Here is a 17007-nt window from a genome sequence, read left to right as displayed (position 1 = left end):
GGCTACCCATGATGACGTCTTCCCGCCGCGGCAATGCCTACTGGCTGCAGCTCGCGCTCACCCTTCTGGTGTGCCTGTTCATGGTGGTGCCAGTGGTGCTGTCCGTGCTCGCCGGCCTCACCAACAACATCTTCGTCGGCGTGTCCAGCGGCCTCACCACGCGCTGGCTGGTAGAGGTGTGGGCGCTCTACCGCAACACCATCTTCCTGTCGCTGGGCATTGCCCTGGCGTGCCTGGCTTGCACCCTGGTGCTGGGCGTGCCCGCGGCCTACTACATGGCGCTGCGGCGCGGGCGCGTGACGCGCCTGATCGAGGAGCTGCTGATGCTGCCCGTGGCGGTGCCAGGGCTGGCCACCGCGCTTGGGCTGATCCTGCTCTATGGCGGCTGGCAGGCATTTCGCACGAGCTGGGTGTTTATCCTCGTGGGCCACGTGCTGTTTACGCTGCCGTTCATGGTGCGCTCGGTGCTGGCCATCATGTCGGCCATCGATATCCGCACGCTGGAGGACGCCGCCGCCAGCCTGGGCGCGAACCGCCTGCAGCGCTTCTTTACCGTGGTGCTGCCGAACTGCCGCCAGGGCATCCTGGCCGGGGCGCTGATGGTGGTAACGCTGTCGGTGGGGGAGTTCAACCTGACCTGGATGCTGCATACACCCACCACGCAGACGCTGCCGGTGGGGCTGGCCGACAGCTACGCCTCGATGCGGCTGGAGATCGGCTCGGCCTACACCATCGTGTTTTTCTTCATGATCATCCCGCTGCTGGTGCTGATGCAGGGCTTGTCCGCGCTGGGCGCGCGCGCCCGCAAGCACCAGCCGCTTGCCGACGGCGCCGACGCCGACGCTAGAACGATCCCCGGCACCGATCCGCTCTCCACTTCCGAGGCCCGCCATGCATGAACCGACCACCATCACGCTGCGCCACTGCGGCAAGACCTTCGCCGACGGCACGCTGGCGCTGCAACCGCTAGACCTCGACATCGGCGCGGGCGAGACCGTGGTGCTGCTCGGCCCCTCGGGCTGCGGCAAGACCACCACACTGCGCATCATCGCCGGGCTGGAGTTCCCCGACGCCGGCGGCGCAGTGATGTTTGGCGACAACGATGTGACGCCGCTGCCGATCGAGCAGCGCGGCGTGGGCATGGTGTTCCAGAGCTACGCACTGTTCCCCAACATGACCGTGGCGGAGAACATCGCCTACGGCCTGCGCGTGCGCCGCATCGACGCGGCCGCGCGCCGCCGCCGGGTGGACGAGATGCTCGCCATGATGCATCTGGGGCCTTTTGCCGAGCGGCGCATCGACCAGTTGTCCGGCGGCCAGCGCCAGCGCGTGGCGCTGGCCCGCGCCATTGCCGTGCAGCCGCGCGTGCTGCTGCTCGATGAACCGCTGACCGCGCTGGACGCCAAGCTGCGCGACGCCTTGCGCGCCGACATCAACCAGTTGCTGCGCAGCCTGCATATCACCGCCGTCTACGTCACCCACGACCAGGCCGAGGCAATGGCGCTGGGGGACCGCATCATCGTGATGGACCGTGGCCGCATCGCGCAGACCGGCACGCCGCAGCAGATCTACCGCGCACCGGCCAATGCCTTCGTAGCGGATTTCATCGGCACCATGAACCGCCTGCCGGCCGTGCTGGAGGCCGATGCCTGGCGCGTGCCGGGCGGCCTGGTGCCGCGCCATGGCACTGCCGCAAGCCTTGCCGCCGCGCCCTCGCCGCGCGCCGAACTGCTGTTCCGCCCCGAAGACGTCGCGCTGGCACAGGCCGAGGATGCCCACCTGGGCGGCTCGGTCGTCACTGCGCTGTTCCTGGGCAACTACACGCGCTTGCTGGTCGACGTGGGCGCGCCGGCGCCGCTTGTCGTCGACACCACCCGGCGCGATGGCTGGCTCGCGGGCGACCGCGTGGGCCTGCGCCTCGATACCGGCCACCTGATCACGCTCCCCGAAGCGCTCTGCGCATGAACACCACCAACGACAACCCGGCCGGCACCTACCTGCTGGCCCACATCACCGACCTGCACATCAAGGCCGGCGGCAAGCTGTCCTACCGCATGGTAGACACCGCAGGCGCGCTGCGGCGCTGCATCGCGTCGCTGCTGGCGGCGCCGCAGCAGCCCGACGCCGTCGTCATCACCGGCGACCTGGTGGACTTCGGCACCGAGGAGGAATACCGCTTCCTGCGCGGCATCCTGCAAACGCTGCCGATGCCGGTGCGGCTCTTGCCCGGAAACCATGATCACCGCGCCTCGCTGCGCCGCGTGTTTGCCGATCACGATTACCTGTTCGCCAACGGCGACGGCGACGCGCCGGTTCACTACAGCGTGGAGGCCGGGCCACTACGCCTGGTGGCCTTCGACTGCACGGTGCCGGGAAAGCCGGGCGGCCAGGTCGATCCCGCCGCGCTGCCGTGGCTCGAGGCCACGCTCGCGGCCGAGCCTGGCAGGCCCACGCTGCTGATGCTCCACCACCCGCCCTTTCATACCGGCATCGGCCACATGGACCAGCAGGGCCTGGCGGATGCGGCGCTGCTGGAGGCGGTGGTGCGCAGGCACCCGACCATCGAGCGCGTGCTGTGCGGCCACCTGCACCGGCACATCACGCACCGCTTTGGCGGCACCATCGCCATGACGGCGCCGGGTCCCGCGCATCAGGTCACGCTCGATCTCGATCCGCAGGCGGTCTCGCGGTTTCGCATGGAGCCGCCCGGCTACCTGCTGCATCAGTGGGATCCCGCGCATGGGCTGGTCAGCCACGCGGCGGTGATCGGTGACTTTGGCGCAGACCATCCTTTCTTCGATGCCGCGGGCAAGCTGATCGACTGACTGGCCGGCCGGTCGGTCGGTCGGTCAATTAAGAAGGTATCGGCACATCGGCCTGCAACAGGTTGCATCCTCCAGCCGCCAGCCCATCCAGCAGCACGAACCGCGGCCCAAAAAAAACCCACTGCCGGGTGGTAGTGGGTAACAAAAGTGGTATGGGCGAGTCGCGGAAATCACCCATGCGTGCATGGTGACACCAGACGTCCGCGAACAACATAATCCTTCTGGACTAGTGCCCATCCCTGCGCCAAGCCGCCGGCGCCGGCATCCGGCAGAGCATTTCCCGCGAGCGCCAGCGCACAGGCGCTCTACGGGGCGGCCTCGCGCCAGACGCCGCTGCGCCCCGCCCATCCTTTCCCCTCTTTAGTGGGGAAATAGACAAGCCCACCATAATCGAGTCCAATTCGCCCTGGCGCTCGCTTCGACCGGGGCGCAGCGCGTCACATTTTGCTCCACTTGTTCCATCGGCCGCAGCCTGCGCGCCATGCGCCGGCCAACCCCAACTCATGCTCAACGCACACCTGCTGCTCATCGACGACCACACCCTGTTCCGCACCGGCCTGCGCCTGGTGCTGGCAGACAGCCCAAGCGTGGCGAGCATCATCGAGGCGGGCTCGGTCATGGGCGCGGTGGAGGAACACCGCGCCGCCAGCGTGGATATCATCCTGCTGGATATCCAGATGCCCGGCCTCAACGGGATCGAGGGTATCAAGGTGCTGCGCCGCCACTTCTGCACAGCGCGCATCCTGATCGTGTCCGGCACCTCCGGGCTGGAGACCATTCCCGCCGCCGCGCGCAAGGAGATTGCCGGCTTCCTGCCAAAATCCGCGAGCAGCGTCGAGATCGAAGACGCCATCGCCTCTTGCCTTCGCGGTGACACGTACTTCAACGCCGAGCCTGCCAGCGCCGACGGCGGCAACCCCGATGGCCATGCCAGCGGCAATCCTTATCACGGCTACCAGGCCAGCTCGCTCACGCCGCGCCAGCTCGAGGTGCTGGACCAGCTCAGCCAGGGCCGCTCCAACAAGATCATTGCCCACCATCTGGGGCTCTCCGAAAACACGGTGCGCGTGCACGTGGCGGCCATTCTCGATTACCTGGGCGTGGTCAGCCGGGTCGAGGCGGTGCTGGAGGCCCAGCGCCGCGGCCTGGTGCAGACGGGCAGGTAAGCCATGGCGTCTCTCCTCCCTCGCTTTGACGAACCGCGGCTGCTGGCCGCGCAAATGGAACTGATCGACCAGAGCTTCGGCATCGCCATGCTGGGCTGCGCGCTGGCGGCGTTCATCCTGGCCCTTGGGCTGGTCCTCGGCGGCGGGCATCCGGGTGCGTTGCCCTGGGCGCTGACGATGGGGCTGGCCTGCGCCGCCGGGCATTTCGGGCGGCGCCTGATGCCCGAGCGCACGGCCGAAGCCCATGCCAGGCACTACGCGCGCAGCATGACGCTGCTGCTGACGCTGATCGGCGCGCTCTGGGGACTGGCGGCGTGGCTCTACATGGATGTGAGGACGCCCGCGACGGTGATCTGCATCCTCTCGCTGATCGCGGGCATGAGCGCGGCCGCGCTGGCGGTGTTCTCCGCCTGCCTGCCGGTTGCCGTGGGCTTCTTCATCCCGGCCATCGTGCCGGTCTGGGCGGTCTTCATCGCCACCGGCGACGTCGCCTACCTGCCCATGTTCCTCGGCGCGCCGCTTTATCTCATGGTGCTGATGATCTTTGCGCGCAACTATGCGCGCGTGGCACGGCACGGCATTGCGCTGCGCTTTGCCAACGTGGAGCTGATCTCGCAGTTGCGCGAGCAGACGGCCCGCGCGGAATATGCCCAACGCGAGGCCGAGGAAGCCAACCGCGCCAAATCGGTGTTCCTCGCCTCGGCCAGCCACGACCTGCGCCAGCCCCTGCACGCGCTCGGCTTGTTCGTGGTCACGCTGAGCCGCTCCGACCTCACCGACAAGCAGCGCCAGTTGCTCGCGCACATCGAGGCTGCCTCCGGGGCCGCGCGCGAAATGCTCAACACGCTGCTGGACTTCTCCAAGGTGGACGCAGGCGTGATCACCGCCCGGCCGCGCGCCTTCCGCCTGCAGCCCTTGCTCTACAAGCTGGAGAACGAGTTTGCGCCGCAGGCCGATGGCCGCGGCCTGTTCTACCGGACCCGGGATACCACCGCCACGGTGTTCGCCGACCCGACGCTGGTCGAGCTGATCCTGCGCAACCTGATCGCCAATGCCATCCGCTACACCACCCAGGGCGGCGTGCTGGTGGCGTGCCGCCGCCGGGGCCAGCGCACCATGATCGAGGTCTGGGATACCGGGGTCGGCATTCCCATGACCCAGCATCGCGCGATCTTCAAGGAGTTCCACCAGCTGGGCAATCCGGAGCGGGACCAGCGCAAGGGCCTCGGGCTGGGCCTTGCCATCGTGGAAGGGCTGGCGCGCACCATTTCCACGCGCATCCTGCTGAACTCTCGGCCTGGCCGCGGCTCGGTCTTCCGCTTCGCCCTGCCCCTGACCGAGGACCGCGCCGAAACCCAGCCCGCCGGCTTGCATCACAAGCCCAGCCTGAAGGGGTTGCGCGTGCTGGTGATCGACGACGACCAGGAAATCCGGATCGCCATGGCGGCGCTGCTGGAGAGCTGGCAATCGGTGTGCCTGGCCGTGGAGTCCGAAGAAGACGCGCTGGCCGCGCTTGGCGCCTTCCAGCCCGACCTGCTGCTGGCGGACTATCGCCTGCGCGGCGAACGCACCGGCCAGGAAGCCATGATGGCGATCCGCGAGCGGCTAGGACAAAGTATTCCGACCGTCATCATCACCGGCGATACCGCCCCGGACCGGTTGCGCAGTGTCCATGCCGGGGGCGCCGCGCTGTTGCACAAGCCAGTTGTGGCGCATCAGTTGCATACAGCCATGACGGCGCTGCTGCGCGATGCCGGCTGGCGACAGGACATCCCCCGGGGCGCCACAAACCGGGCAACACGCGCCGAAGGCTGACGGGCGCGCCCGCCCTCGTTTTATCCCGCCTTGATTCATGCTTTTTTCGTATTAATCAAACCGTCCTATTAATTGGACTTAGTGCCAACGCCCACCCACACTGCTTCGAGACAGCAGGCACGGGCGTCACTGGCAAGCCGTATTGCTTCCGCTAACGTGCCGCGAGGTTCACCGCCCCCAAGTCACCGACCCCAAGCGAGGAGCAACCATGAGCACGCAGCCCCAACTGCCAAGACACGACCTGCTGATCGACGGCAAGCGCCTGCCACCCGGCACCGGGGAGTATTCCACCGACATCAATCCGGCCACGGAGCTCCCGATCGCCCTGGTCGCGCAAAGCAGCGCGGCCGACGTCGACCTGGCCGTGACCGCCGCGCGCGCCGCGCTCAAGGTCTGGTGCGGCCTGCGCGCGGCCGAGCGTGGCCGCATCCTGTACCGCTTTGCCGACCTGCTGGAAGCGAACCAGGAGGAGCTGATCGCGCTAGAAAGCCTGGATGCTGGCAAGCCGCTGGCCGCCGTGCGGCGCCAGGACATGCCGGCGGTGATCGACACCGTGCGCTATTACGCAGGCTGGGCCGACAAGATCAACGGCCAGGTGGTGCCAACCCGCCCCGGCGCGCTGACCTACACCGTGCGCGAACCGGTGGGCGTGGTCGCCGCCATCGTGCCGTGGAATTTCCCGCTGAAGATCGGCATGTGGAAGATTGCCCCTGCGCTGACCTGCGGCTGCGCCCTTATCGTCAAACCCGCCGAGATCACGCCGCTGACCGCGCTGCGCGTGGGCGAGCTGGCACTGCAGGCCGGGTTGCCGCCCGGCGTGCTCAATATTGTCACTGGCAAGGGCAGCGTCGTAGGCAATGCGCTGGTGGCCCATCCCGGCATCGACAAGGTGACGTTCACCGGCTCTGCCGGCTCGCGCATCCTGGCGCAGCGCGAGGTCTATGACGAAGTGGTGGAAAGCTGGCGGCGCGCGCCGCCTCGATCCGCGTGGGAGACCCCGCCGCGCCGGACACCACCATGGGGGCGCTGGTGTCGTCCACGCAGATGAAGACCGTGCTGGACTATGTGGAAATCGGCAAGCGCGAAGGCGCCGTTGCCGTGACCGGTGGCGAGCGCGTGGGCGGCAAGGGCTACTACGTGCAGCCCACCGTGTTCGCCAACGTCGAGCACGAGATGCGGGTCTCGCAGGAGGAAATCTTCGGGCCGGTCGCCAGCGTGATCCGCTTCGAGGACGAAGCCGACGCCGTGCGCATCGCCAATGGCACCGCGTTCAGCCTGGCGGCGGGCGTGTGGAGCGCCGACATCGGCCGCGTGCACCAGGTGGCCGCCGAGCTCAAGGCCGGCACGGTGTGGATCAACACCTATGGCCACACCGACGTGCGCCTGCCCTGGGGCTGAGCCGGCGACTCGGGGCTGGGGCGGGAGCATGGGAACGCTGCCATCGACAACTTCACCGAGCCCAAGGCGATCTGGCTGTCGCTGCGGCAATAGTGGCCAACCTGCGGCGCGGGCGCGGAGCCGGGCCGCCGGGAGAGCGTTAAGATGGCGGGCGTGCGATAACAACCCTCAACACGTCCGATCCGCATCCGATCCGCGCCACGCCCTTTCATGACCGACAGACGTAGATTCCTGCGCTCCGCGGCTGGCACCGTCGCCGCCGCCAGCACGCTTGGCATGTTGCCGCCAGCCATCCGCAAGGCACTGGCCATTCCCGCCAGCCATCGCACCGGCAGTCTGCGCGACGTCGAGCATATCGTGGTGCTGATGCAGGAAAACCGCGCCTTCGACCATTATTTCGGTGCAATGCGGGGCGTGCGCGGCTTTGCCGACCGCTTCCCGGTGCCGGTGGCCGATGCCCCGGGCCTTGCCGGCAAGACGGTCTGGTACCAGCGCGACGAAAGCCAGCCCGGCGCGCCGGCCACGCTGGCGCCGTTCCACCTCGACACCGGGCGCGTGTTCGAGTTGATGCGCGTCACCGGCACGCCGCACACCTGGTCGAACACCCAGGATGCCTGGGGCGAAGGCTGCATGCAGCACTGGCCCACCTTCAAGAATGGCCACGCCATGGGTTACTTCAACCAGGCCGACGTGCCCTTCCAGTACGCGCTCGCCGACGCCTTTACCGTGGCCGACGCCTACCATGCCTCGTTTCTCGGGGGCACCAATACCAACCGCTGCTTCCTGTGGAGCGGCACCAACGACCCGCTGGGCAAGGGCAACGGCCCGGCCATTGGCAACACCTACAACAAGCTTGGCGGCGGCAAGCCCGACGGCGGCTATGCCTGGACCACCTATCCCGAGCGGCTGGAAGCCGCCGGCGTGAGCTGGCAGATCTACCAGGACATGGCGAACAACTTCGCGCTCAATGCCACTGCCGGGTTCAAGCGCTATCGTGACGCCTTTCACGGCGCGCCTGGCGCGCAGGCCACGCTCAAGGACAAGGCGCTCTCCACGCGCGGCCTGGGCCTGTTGCGCCAGGACGTGCTAGATGGCCGCCTGCCACAGGTGTCGTGGATCTGCCCCACCCGCCAGGGCTCGGAACATCCCGGACCGTCCAGCCCGGCCCAGGGCGCCGCCTACGTCAGCGCCGTGCTCGACGCGCTCACTGCCGACCCGGCGGTGTGGAGCAAGACCGTGCTGCTGCTGATGTTCGATGAGAACGACGGCTTCTTCGACCATGTGCCGCCGCCGGCAGCGCCGTCTTACCTCTCGTGGCACGCGGACCCGGCGCAGGCTGTGCTTGCCGGCGCCTCCACGGTCGACACCCGCGGCGAGTACCACGCCCTGATCACCGGGGTAGAAGCCGACGACCATCCGCGCCTCCTGCACCGGCCCTACGGCCTGGGCATGCGCGTGCCGATGGTGGCGGTCTCCCCCTGGAGCAAGGGCGGCTGGGTCAACTCCGAAGTGTTCGACCATACGTCGGTGATCCGCTTTATCGAGGCCCGCTTCGGTGTGCCCGAGCCCAACATCACGCCATGGCGCCGCGCGGTCTGCGGCGATCTCACGTCGCTATTCGATTTCGCCACGCCAAACCACGCCAGCGTCGTGGCCCCGCTGCCGGCCACTGCCGCGCTGGCCGCCCGGGCGGGCGCGCTGCCCGGCACGCGTACGCCTGCCATCCCGGCGCTGCCCGAATTGCCCAGCCAGGCCGGCGGCACGCGCCCGTCGCGGGCCCTGCCGTACGCGCTGCACGCGCAGGCCCTGGCCGATGCCGACCATGCGGCAGTGCACCTGAGCTTGACCAGCAGCGGCCAGGCAGGGGCGGTATTCCACGTCTACGACCGGCTGCACCTGGACCGTGTGCCGCGCCGCTATACCGTCGAAGCCGGCAAGCGCCTGGCCGGCACGTGGGACACGCGTGCCGATGCGGGACGCTATGACCTTTGGGTGCTCGGCCCCAACGGCTGGCACCGGCATTTCATCGGTCCGGCAGGTGGCGCCAGTACCAGTACAGGCGTGGCCCCCGAGATCGAGATCGGCTACGACATCCCGGCGCGAAGCCTGCGCATTGGCTTGCGCAATGACGCGGACCAGCCCTGCACGTTCGTGCTTGCCCCCAACGCTTACGTGGATGGCGCGGCCAGCAACGTCACTGTGCCGGCCCGCGCCAGGCACACGCTGGCGTGGCCGGTGGATGCGTCAGGCGGCTGGTACGACTTCACCGTGACGGTAGCCGCCCTGCCGGGCTACGCGCGGCGCTGTGCCGGGCGCATGGAAACGGGCGCGCCATCGGTCAGCGATCCGGCCATGGGCGGCCGTGCCATCGGGGAGCAGTGGCGGTCGCCGGGATCCTCCAGCCAGCATGCGTGAAGCACCTGCGCTGCACTTTTTGCGCGAGGCTACATCTTCGGGATGCGCAAGGTCTTGCTGATCATCAGCGAGCCGGAGAGCACGAACAGCAGCGCAAGCGGATGCAGGTCCGCAGGGCCGATCGACCACACGCTGCCGTAGAGCGCATCGCCCACCCGGCCCTGCCAAGCGCAAAAGGCCAGCACGGCGGTCAGCAGCACGCTGGTGGGAATCGGCGTGCCCTCGAAATACGCCACCTTGTCGCTGCCCTCGGACAAGGTCTCGGCGGTGACATTGAAGCGTGCCAGCCGGCTCACGCCGCAGCAGACGAAGTAGATCAGCGCCGCCATGTCCCAGCCGCCGCGCATGCCCGCCGCAAACGCCAGCGTGGCAGGGCCAACCCCGAAGGAAATGATGTCGGCGAGCGAGTCCAGCTCGCGGCCCAGCGCGGAATGCTGGTGGCGCCAGCGCGCGATGCGCCCGTCCAGCACATCGAAAATGAAGGCCGCAGGCGCCAGCGCTGCCGCCGCCATGAAATGCGCTGGCGAGCCCGAGGCGATGTAGAACATGGCGAAAAACACCGATGCCATGCCGCAGGCGGCGTTGCCCAGTGTGAACAGATCCGCAAGATGCAACTCGCGGATCATGGAGAAATGCTTGGGACGTTCGGGTGTGGATGCCATGGCGGCGGGCTCCTGAATCCTTTGGCGCGCAAGACTGTCGGTATGACGGTCGGAAAAATCGATCTGGCTAGTCTGGCTAGAAATGCAATCCCGCTGCGCGCAGCGCGCTTGCGGTCTGCGCGGCGCTGGCGTGATGCACGGCCTGCCAGCCCAGCGCGGTTGCCGCAGCCACATTGGCCGCGTTGTCGTCGATGAACAGCAGCTCACCTGGCGCGATGCCCGGCAGGCTGGCATCGATGCGCGCCTGCATGAGCCGGTAGATGGCCGGGTCGGGCTTGGCCACGCCAACCTCGCCCGACACCAGGATATCGCGGAACCATGACAGGAAATCGCCGATGCGCTCGGCATAGGGATAGGTTTCGCTGGACCAGTTGGTCAGGCCGAACAGCGGCACCTGCGCGTCGTGCAGGCGCTGCAGCAGCGCCACGCCATCAGCCAGCGTGCCACGCAGCATCTGCGGCCAGCGGCCATAAAACGCGCGGATCAGGCCGGCCTGCGCGGGATGCTGGGCCACCAGGGACTCGGTGGCCTCGTGCAGCGGCCTGCCGGCATCCTGGCGGATATTCCACGCCGGCGAGCACACCTCCGACAAGAACCTGGCACGCTCCTGTGGATCCGGAATCAATTCGCGATACAGGTATTCCGGGTTCCAGTCGAACAGCACACCACCAAAATCGAACACTACGGCACGGACAGTCACGGTATCTCGTCAGCTGCGTTGAGGACAAGGCTGCATTCTCGCAGAGTCTGCGCCGCACCCAATATGAGAATTGGCTCAATCCGCGAGCCGGCCCTGGCTTCTACGCTGGCATCAGCAGTCCATCCGGACCCACATTGCGCCGAGACCTTGGAGACCCATCCATGCGCCTGTTCTTGCCAAAGCCTATCCTGCACAGCTGCCTGCCACCCTGCCTGGCCTTGCTCTGCTTTGCCTTGCCCGCGCATGCCGACGCGGGCGATCGCGATCAGGCACGTGCGCTGCTAGCCCCTCCCACCGCGCAATGCGGAGCGCCGGCCACGCTGATCGCGAACCTGCGGGACGAAAGCGAGGGCACGCCGTCGATCGGGCGAAGGGTCGCGCTGGAGGCGGTGGTCACGGCCGACTACTCGGGCGCCGACGGCCTCAGCGGCTTCTTCGTGCAGCAGGCCGACGCCCAGCGCCAGCGTCGTCCCGGCGTGTCCGAGGGCATGTTCGTCCATGCGCCGCGCGCGGCTGCGCGGGCGGGCGATCTGGTGCGCGTGCTCGGCACGGTGGAGGAGCGCGCGGGCCAGATGCGGCTAAGGCTGTCCGGCCCGGCCACGGTGTGCGGGGCGGGCCAGGCGGTCACCCCGGAAACCATCACGCTGCCCACGCCGCACACGGGCTCGCTGGCGGCCTATGAGGGCATGCTGGTGCGGCTGCCGCAGACCCTCACCGTCAGCGAGACCTTCGAGCTCGGCCGCTACGGCAGCGTGGTGCTCAGCCTCGGCCGCCCCCCGCTGCCCACCAACGTGGCCTTGCCCGGGGAAGCCGCCGCCGCACAGGCTGCCGCCAATGCGCTCAATCGCCTGGTGCTGGACGATGGCTACAGCCGGCAAAACCCGCCGCGCGTCATCCATCCCGCACCGGGCCTGAGCGCATCGAACACGCTGCGCAGCGGGGACACCGTCGCCAATGTGCGGGGCGTGCTGGAATGGCGCGCAAACGCCTGGCGCATCCAGCCGCTCCCCGGCGCGCCGCTACCGGCGTTCCAGCCCACCAATCCGCGCGGCGGCGCCCCGGCGCGCGCCGCTCGCACCGATCTGCGCGTGGCGGCGTTCAATGTCGAGAACTACTTCAACGGCGACGGCCGCGGCGCGGGCTTCGATGACCCCGGCAATCGCGGCGCAAAGACACCTGCCGAGTTCGCCCGCCAGGAAGCCAAGATCCTGAGCGCATTGCAAGGCCTTAACGCCGACGTGATCGGCCTGATGGAAATCGAAAACAATGGCCATGGCGAGCTGAGCGCCATCCACCGGCTCGCGGGCAAGCTCGGTCCGGACTGGCGCTTCATCCATCCTGGCCGGGAGCAACTGGGCGGCGACGTCATCAAGGTCGCACTGGTCTACAACAGCCGCACCGTGGAACCCGTCGGTACGCCGGCCACCCTGGCGCTGGGCGCGAGAACCCGCCAGCCGCTGGCCGCCACCTTCCACCTGCCGGGCCATCCCGCCAAGCTTACGGTGGTGGTGAACCACTTCAAGTCCAAGCGCTGCAACGACGCCCGCGGCGTCAATGCGGACCAGCGCGATGGCCAGAGCTGCTGGAATCCCACGCGCGTGGCAGCGGCCAGCCGCATTGCCGACTGGCTGGCCACCACGCCCACCGGCGTGCCGGACGATGGCAAGCTGGTGATTGGCGACCTCAACAGCTACGCACAGGAAGACCCGATCCGCCTGCTGGCGGAGCGCGGCTATGCGGACATGATCGCGCGCTTCGCCGAAGCCGGCACCCTATCCTACAGCTATGTCTTTGGCGGCGAGGCCGGCTATATCGACCACGCGCTCGCCGATGCGGGGGCGGCGAGCCGCACCCTCGCGGCACGCCATTGGCACATCAACGCCGACGAGCCGATCTCCCTGGCCTATGCGCTGGCCCACAAGAGCGAGGCGCAGCAGCAGTCCTTCTATGCACCCGACGCCTATCGCTCGTCCGACCACGACCCGCTGGTGATCGACCTTGCCATGCGCGGCGATGGCGTCGCCACAGACGGCACAGCGGGCACAGCGGGCACAGACGGTAGCGCGGGAAGTACGGGCACTCACACTGGCACCAGCGGTGACGCTGGCGCGAATGGCAGCAAGGAATCCATCGAGAAAGCGCAAGCCGGCGCGGGCGCCACGGATCCCTGGCTGCTCTGGGCGTTGGCGGGCGCCACGGCGCTCACCGCGTGGCACTGGCTTGTGCGCCGCGTCCTGCCGCGCTGGCGGGCGTGAGCCGGGGCGGCGGAGGGAAGCGGAGGGAGGCGGGCAAATGTATGCCAGCCATTCATGCCTGTGTCACCTGCGCTCAATAGCATCACGGACTTTGCAAAACCCAATCCATCGAGCCGCCCCACATGCGCCTGTCCGTCCTTAGTACCGCCCTGCTTGCCATCGCCCTGCCCGCTCATGCCGACCTGATCATCAGCGAGGTCGTGGAAGGCACCTCCAACAACAAGGCCGTCGAACTGTACAACCCGGATGCTACCGCGATCGACCTGTCGCAATACAAGCTGCAGCAATACAACAATGGCGCCACGGCGCCCACCAGCACCTTCACGCTCAGCGGCACGCTGGCGCCCGGCGCGGTCTACGTGATGGCGCATACCAGCATGGCGGCCACGCTCGGCAGCCGCCTGAACCAGGTCATCGCATTTACCTTCAACGGCGACGACGCGCTGGTACTGACGCGCGCGGGCACCGTGATCGACCGCTTCGGGCAGGTCGGCGTGCAGCCTGCCGGCGGCGCCTGGGGCACCGGCGCCTCCGCCACCAAGGACAACACCTTGCGCCGCAAGGCCGGGCTGGTCACCGGCGACAGCGACAGCACCGGGGCCTTCGATCCGGCGCTGCAGTGGGACGGCTTCGGCACCGACGCCTTCGCCGACCTTGGCTACTACAACAACGCACCGGCGCCATTGCCGCCGGTCACCGCGCAGTGCGGCGCCGCAGCCACGCTGATCGCCGATATCCAGGGCGCCGGCGCCACCTCGCCGCTGGCCGGGCAGACGGTCGACGTGGAGGCGGTGGTAACAGCCGACTATCCCGGCACGGATGGCTTCGGCGGCTTTTTCGTCCAGCAGGCGGATGCCCAGCGCCAGAACCGTCCCGGCGTGTCCGAGGGACTGTTCGTGTACGCCCCCTCGACGAGTGCCCGTGCCGGCGACCTGGTCCACCTGGTTGGCAAGGTCGAGGAGAAGTTCGGCCAGACGCAGCTGGCGCTCGCCAGCACCGTGGCGGTTTGCGGCAACGGCCAGACCGTCACGCCCGCGGTGGTCACGCTGCCCGCGCAGACCGCGCAATCGCTGGCTGCCTTCGAGGGCATGCTGGTGCGGTTGCCGCAAACCCTCACTGTCAGCGAGACCTATGAACTGGGCCGCTATGGCAGCGTGCTGCTGAGCAACGGCCGCCTGCCGCTGCCTACCAATGTGGCGCTGCCCAAGGCCGGCGCGGCCGCGCAGGCCGCGGCCAACGCACTGAACCGCCTGGTGCTCGACGACGGCTCGAACAAGCAGAACCCGGCGGTCGTGCCGTTCCCCGCGCCGGGCCTGAGCGCGGCCAACACGCTGCGCGGCGGGTACACCGTCAGCAATGTGCAGGGCGTGCTGGAAATGCGCTTTGGCGGCTGGCGCCTGCAGACCGCGCCCGGCGCGCCCGCCCCGGCCTTCCAGGCCACGGCAAACCCGCGCACCAGCGCGCCGGCACGCGCGGCCCAGTCCGATATCCGGGTGGCATCGTTCAACGTGCTGAACTACTTCAACGGCGACGGCAAGGGCGCGGGCTTCGACGACCCGAACAATCGCGGCGCCAAGACGCTGGCGGAGTTCGAGCGCCAGGAAGCCAAGATCGTGGCCGCCCTCAAAGCGCTGAATGCCGATGTCGTCGGCCTGATGGAAATCGAGAACGACGGCTATGGCGAATTCAGCGCCATCCAGCGCCTGGTCGGCAAGCTCGGTGCGGACTGGCGTTTTGTCGACCCGGGCGTGGACAAGCTCGGCGGCGACGCCATCAAGGTCGCCCTGATCTACAACAGCCGCGCCGTGGAGCCCGTGGGCGTGCCTGCCACGCTGGCCATCGACGACAAGAACCGCCAGCCGCTGGCCCGCACCTTCCGCCTGCCCGGCCAGGCCCGCAAGCTCACGGTGGTGGTCAACCACCTCAAGTCCAAGGGCTGCACCGGGTCCACGGGCGCCAACGCCGACCAGGGCGATGGCCAGAGCTGCTGGAACCCGACCCGCCTCGCCGCCGCCGGAAAGATCGCCGACTGGCTTGCCACCTCGCCCACCGGCGTCGCGGATGACGGCAAGCTGCTGATCGGCGACCTCAACAGCTACGCCAAGGAAGACCCGATCCGCCTCTTTGCCGACAAGGGCTACGCCGACATGGTGGCGCGCTTCGTCGGGGCCGGCGCCTATAGCTATGTCTTTGGCGGCGAGGCCGGCTACATCGACCACGCACTGGCCAACGACGCCGCGGCAAGCCGCATCCGCGCGGTCAGCGAGTGGCACATCAATGCGGATGAACCCATTGCCCTGGAGTACTCGGTGGCCTTCAAGAGCGCGGATCAGCAAACGTCGTTCTACGCCCCGGATGCCTACCGTTCGTCCGATCACGACCCGGTGCTGGTGGACCTGGCACTGCGCGACGACAGCCTTGCGCCGGAGGGTGAGCAAGCGGGTGCGGGCAACGGCAATGCCGGTGGCGCCACCGCCAGCCAGGGCGGCGACACCGGGACCGGCGCAGCGGACACGTGGATGCTGCTGGCTCTGGCCGGCGCCCTGGCCGCAGCGGCATGGCGCCGCTTGGCAGGCGGTGTTGCAGACGGCGTTGCGCGCCGCTGAAATGCACGCTGACATGCACGTTGGCAGGCGGCGCGCCGCTGGCGGGTGGCTGCTGCTGGCGCTGGCGCTGGTCGCGCTCCAGGCTGCCGGGCCTGCGCTGATGCAAGCCCTGCGCTTTGACCGCGAGGCCATGCTCGCGGGCCAGGCCTGGCGTCTGCTGAGCTGCCATTTCGTGCATCTCGGCTGGACGCATTGCCTGCTCAACGTGGCGGGGCTGCTGATGCTGGCGGCGATCCTGCCGGCGCGCATGCGCGCCTGGCAGGTGGTGCCTGCATTGGCGGCCATGACAGGATTGCTGCTGCTGGCCGGCGAGCCGGAACTGCTCCGCTATGCGGGCTTCTCCGGCATCAACTACGGGCTTGCCATGGTCGCCCTGCTGCCCCGGGCCCGCCGCGATGGCCTCGCGGCGATGCTGCTGCTCGCGCTGGCGGCGCGCGCGGGCTGGCAGATCCTGGCGGGGCCCGCCGAAGACGCAGGCGCGTGGCTGGGCGGCCCGGTCGTGGCCAGCGCCCACCTGTACGGCCTGGCCGCTGGCGCATGGCTGGCCTGGCCACGCCGGGAGGCGCCTGCGATGGCTAGGCGCTGGCCGGATTGCGCCTGATGCTGTTGGCCAGGTAGACCACGATCAGTACATTGGCGATGGCCAGCCCGATGTGAATCGCGCTGGGATGCGCCACCGCCTCGTACAGTTCCACCGGAATGTAGACCGCGCCCGACCACACGCCCAGCCATTTCGCCCACACGCGCTGACGCCACAGGCCGTAGGCCTCCGTGAGGCGCATGGCTGCGTACATCGCGGCGGATCCGCCAATGGCCCACAGGCGCGCGTCGCTCGGATGGGCCATCAGCGACAGGAAGATGGTCGGGTAGCGGCTCCCCGGATTCAGGTGCAGGCGGGCCACAATGGCCTCGGCCAGCGCCTGCGCGTCCCGGTGCAGCAGCGCCACCAGGCCCAGCCCCGCCAGGATCACCAGCACACCCTTGGCGGCCTCGAACAGGGCGATGCCTTTCAGGCCAGCGCCTGTGCCTTGCTTTGCCATCTTGCTTGTCCTCTTCAGCGGTAAGGTCAGGATCGTACCCCGGCGCGGCCGGCAGCGGCAAACCGGGCGCGGCACGCTGGTAACATCCCCCCTGCCGGCGCCATCCGAGGCCCGCCTGAGGTCGC

12 protein-coding genes and 1 pseudogene are annotated in these 17007 nt (G+C 68.5%); 10 read left to right on the top strand and 3 right to left on the bottom strand.

Annotated features, from left to right (window positions below):
* The first annotated feature begins 11 nt into the window (after positions 1–11).
* The 7 genes and pseudogenes from AC1DQR_RS00640 (at position 12) to AC1DQR_RS00610 (ending at position 9619) form a co-directional block, all read left to right on the top strand.
* Positions 12–899, top strand: a complete 888-nt coding sequence (locus tag AC1DQR_RS00640) for an ABC transporter permease (protein ID WP_416053243.1) — start codon at positions 12–14, stop codon at positions 897–899.
* Entirely contained in the window at positions 892–1965 is a 1074-nt protein-coding gene (locus AC1DQR_RS00635) for an ABC transporter ATP-binding protein (protein WP_416052325.1), read from the top strand. Before AC1DQR_RS00640 ends, AC1DQR_RS00635 begins: the two co-directional genes overlap by 8 nt.
* Entirely contained in the window at positions 1962–2825 is an 864-nt protein-coding gene (locus AC1DQR_RS00630) for a phosphodiesterase (protein WP_416052324.1), read from the top strand. Before AC1DQR_RS00635 ends, AC1DQR_RS00630 begins: the two co-directional genes overlap by 4 nt.
* Positions 2826–3328: 503 nt before the next feature.
* Positions 3329–3991 carry a response regulator gene (locus AC1DQR_RS00625; RefSeq protein WP_416052323.1) on the top strand — a complete coding sequence of 221 codons (663 nt, stop codon included), beginning with the start codon at positions 3329–3331 and terminating at the stop codon, positions 3989–3991.
* Positions 3992–3994: 3 nt separating this feature from the next.
* The gene (locus AC1DQR_RS00620; protein ID WP_416052322.1) at positions 3995–5806 is read left to right on the top strand and encodes an ATP-binding response regulator; all 1812 of its coding nucleotides are present in this window, start codon (positions 3995–3997) and stop codon (positions 5804–5806) included.
* A gap of 208 nt (positions 5807–6014) precedes the next feature.
* Positions 6015–7297 (top strand): annotated as a pseudogene (locus AC1DQR_RS00615) (aldehyde dehydrogenase family protein).
* Between the two features lie 117 nt (positions 7298–7414).
* Entirely contained in the window at positions 7415–9619 is a 2205-nt protein-coding gene (locus tag AC1DQR_RS00610; protein WP_477132330.1) for a phosphocholine-specific phospholipase C, read from the top strand.
* A gap of 29 nt (positions 9620–9648) precedes the next feature.
* Here the strand turns inward: AC1DQR_RS00610 and AC1DQR_RS00605 are convergent, their stop codons facing one another.
* Positions 9649–10281, bottom strand: a complete 633-nt coding sequence (locus AC1DQR_RS00605; RefSeq protein ID WP_416052320.1) for a CDP-alcohol phosphatidyltransferase family protein — start codon at positions 10279–10281, stop codon at positions 9649–9651.
* A gap of 76 nt (positions 10282–10357) precedes the next feature.
* Positions 10358–10981: an HAD family hydrolase gene (locus AC1DQR_RS00600; RefSeq protein ID WP_416052319.1), complete on the bottom strand. Its 624-nt coding sequence runs from the start codon at positions 10979–10981 to the stop codon at positions 10358–10360.
* Between the two features lie 161 nt (positions 10982–11142).
* On the opposite strand from AC1DQR_RS00600, the gene AC1DQR_RS00595 reads away from it, so the two are divergent.
* From AC1DQR_RS00595 to rrtA, 3 genes are all read left to right on the top strand, one after another.
* Positions 11143–13236, top strand: coding sequence for an ExeM/NucH family extracellular endonuclease (locus AC1DQR_RS00595; RefSeq protein ID WP_416052318.1), 2094 nt, complete (start codon positions 11143–11145; stop codon positions 13234–13236).
* 122 nt (positions 13237–13358) lie between these two features.
* Complete coding sequence (locus tag AC1DQR_RS00590) at positions 13359–15842, top strand: ExeM/NucH family extracellular endonuclease (RefSeq protein WP_416052317.1); 2484 nt, start codon at positions 13359–13361, stop codon at positions 15840–15842.
* Positions 15829–16443, top strand: a complete 615-nt coding sequence (gene rrtA / locus AC1DQR_RS00585) for a rhombosortase (RefSeq protein WP_416052316.1) — start codon at positions 15829–15831, stop codon at positions 16441–16443. Before AC1DQR_RS00590 ends, rrtA begins: the two co-directional genes overlap by 14 nt.
* Here rrtA and AC1DQR_RS00580 read toward each other — a convergent pair.
* On the bottom strand, positions 16418–16882 hold the full coding sequence (locus AC1DQR_RS00580; protein ID WP_416052315.1) for a DUF2127 domain-containing protein: 465 nt from the start codon (positions 16880–16882) through the stop codon (positions 16418–16420). The two genes, rrtA and AC1DQR_RS00580, sit on opposite strands and share 26 nt — an antisense overlap.
* Positions 16883–17007: the final 125 nt, after the last annotated feature.

This window comes from Cupriavidus sp. 05L411 (assembly GCF_056398045.1).
The sequence above is the reverse complement of the archived record's forward strand: the minus strand, read 5'-3'. Positions and strand labels throughout refer to the sequence as shown.

What these genes read in the sequence shown, in the direction of transcription:
- AC1DQR_RS00620 (WP_416052322.1), top strand. Translation starts at nt 3,995, where the DNA reads ATGGCGTCTCTCCTCCCTCGCTTTGACGAACCGCGGCTGCTGGCCGCG.
- AC1DQR_RS00625 (WP_416052323.1), top strand. Translation starts at nt 3,329, where the DNA reads ATGCTCAACGCACACCTGCTGCTCATCGACGACCACACCCTGTTCCGC.
- AC1DQR_RS00610 (WP_477132330.1), top strand. Translation starts at nt 7,415, where the DNA reads ATGACCGACAGACGTAGATTCCTGCGCTCCGCGGCTGGCACCGTCGCC.
- AC1DQR_RS00605 (WP_416052320.1), bottom strand. Translation starts at nt 10,281, where the DNA reads ATGGCATCCACACCCGAACGTCCCAAGCATTTCTCCATGATCCGCGAG.
- AC1DQR_RS00630 (WP_416052324.1), top strand. Translation starts at nt 1,962, where the DNA reads ATGAACACCACCAACGACAACCCGGCCGGCACCTACCTGCTGGCCCAC.
- AC1DQR_RS00580 (WP_416052315.1), bottom strand. Translation starts at nt 16,882, where the DNA reads ATGGCAAAGCAAGGCACAGGCGCTGGCCTGAAAGGCATCGCCCTGTTC.
- AC1DQR_RS00640 (WP_416053243.1), top strand. Translation starts at nt 12, where the DNA reads ATGACGTCTTCCCGCCGCGGCAATGCCTACTGGCTGCAGCTCGCGCTC.
- AC1DQR_RS00595 (WP_416052318.1), top strand. Translation starts at nt 11,143, where the DNA reads ATGCGCCTGTTCTTGCCAAAGCCTATCCTGCACAGCTGCCTGCCACCC.
- AC1DQR_RS00635 (WP_416052325.1), top strand. Translation starts at nt 892, where the DNA reads ATGCATGAACCGACCACCATCACGCTGCGCCACTGCGGCAAGACCTTC.
- AC1DQR_RS00590 (WP_416052317.1), top strand. Translation starts at nt 13,359, where the DNA reads ATGCGCCTGTCCGTCCTTAGTACCGCCCTGCTTGCCATCGCCCTGCCC.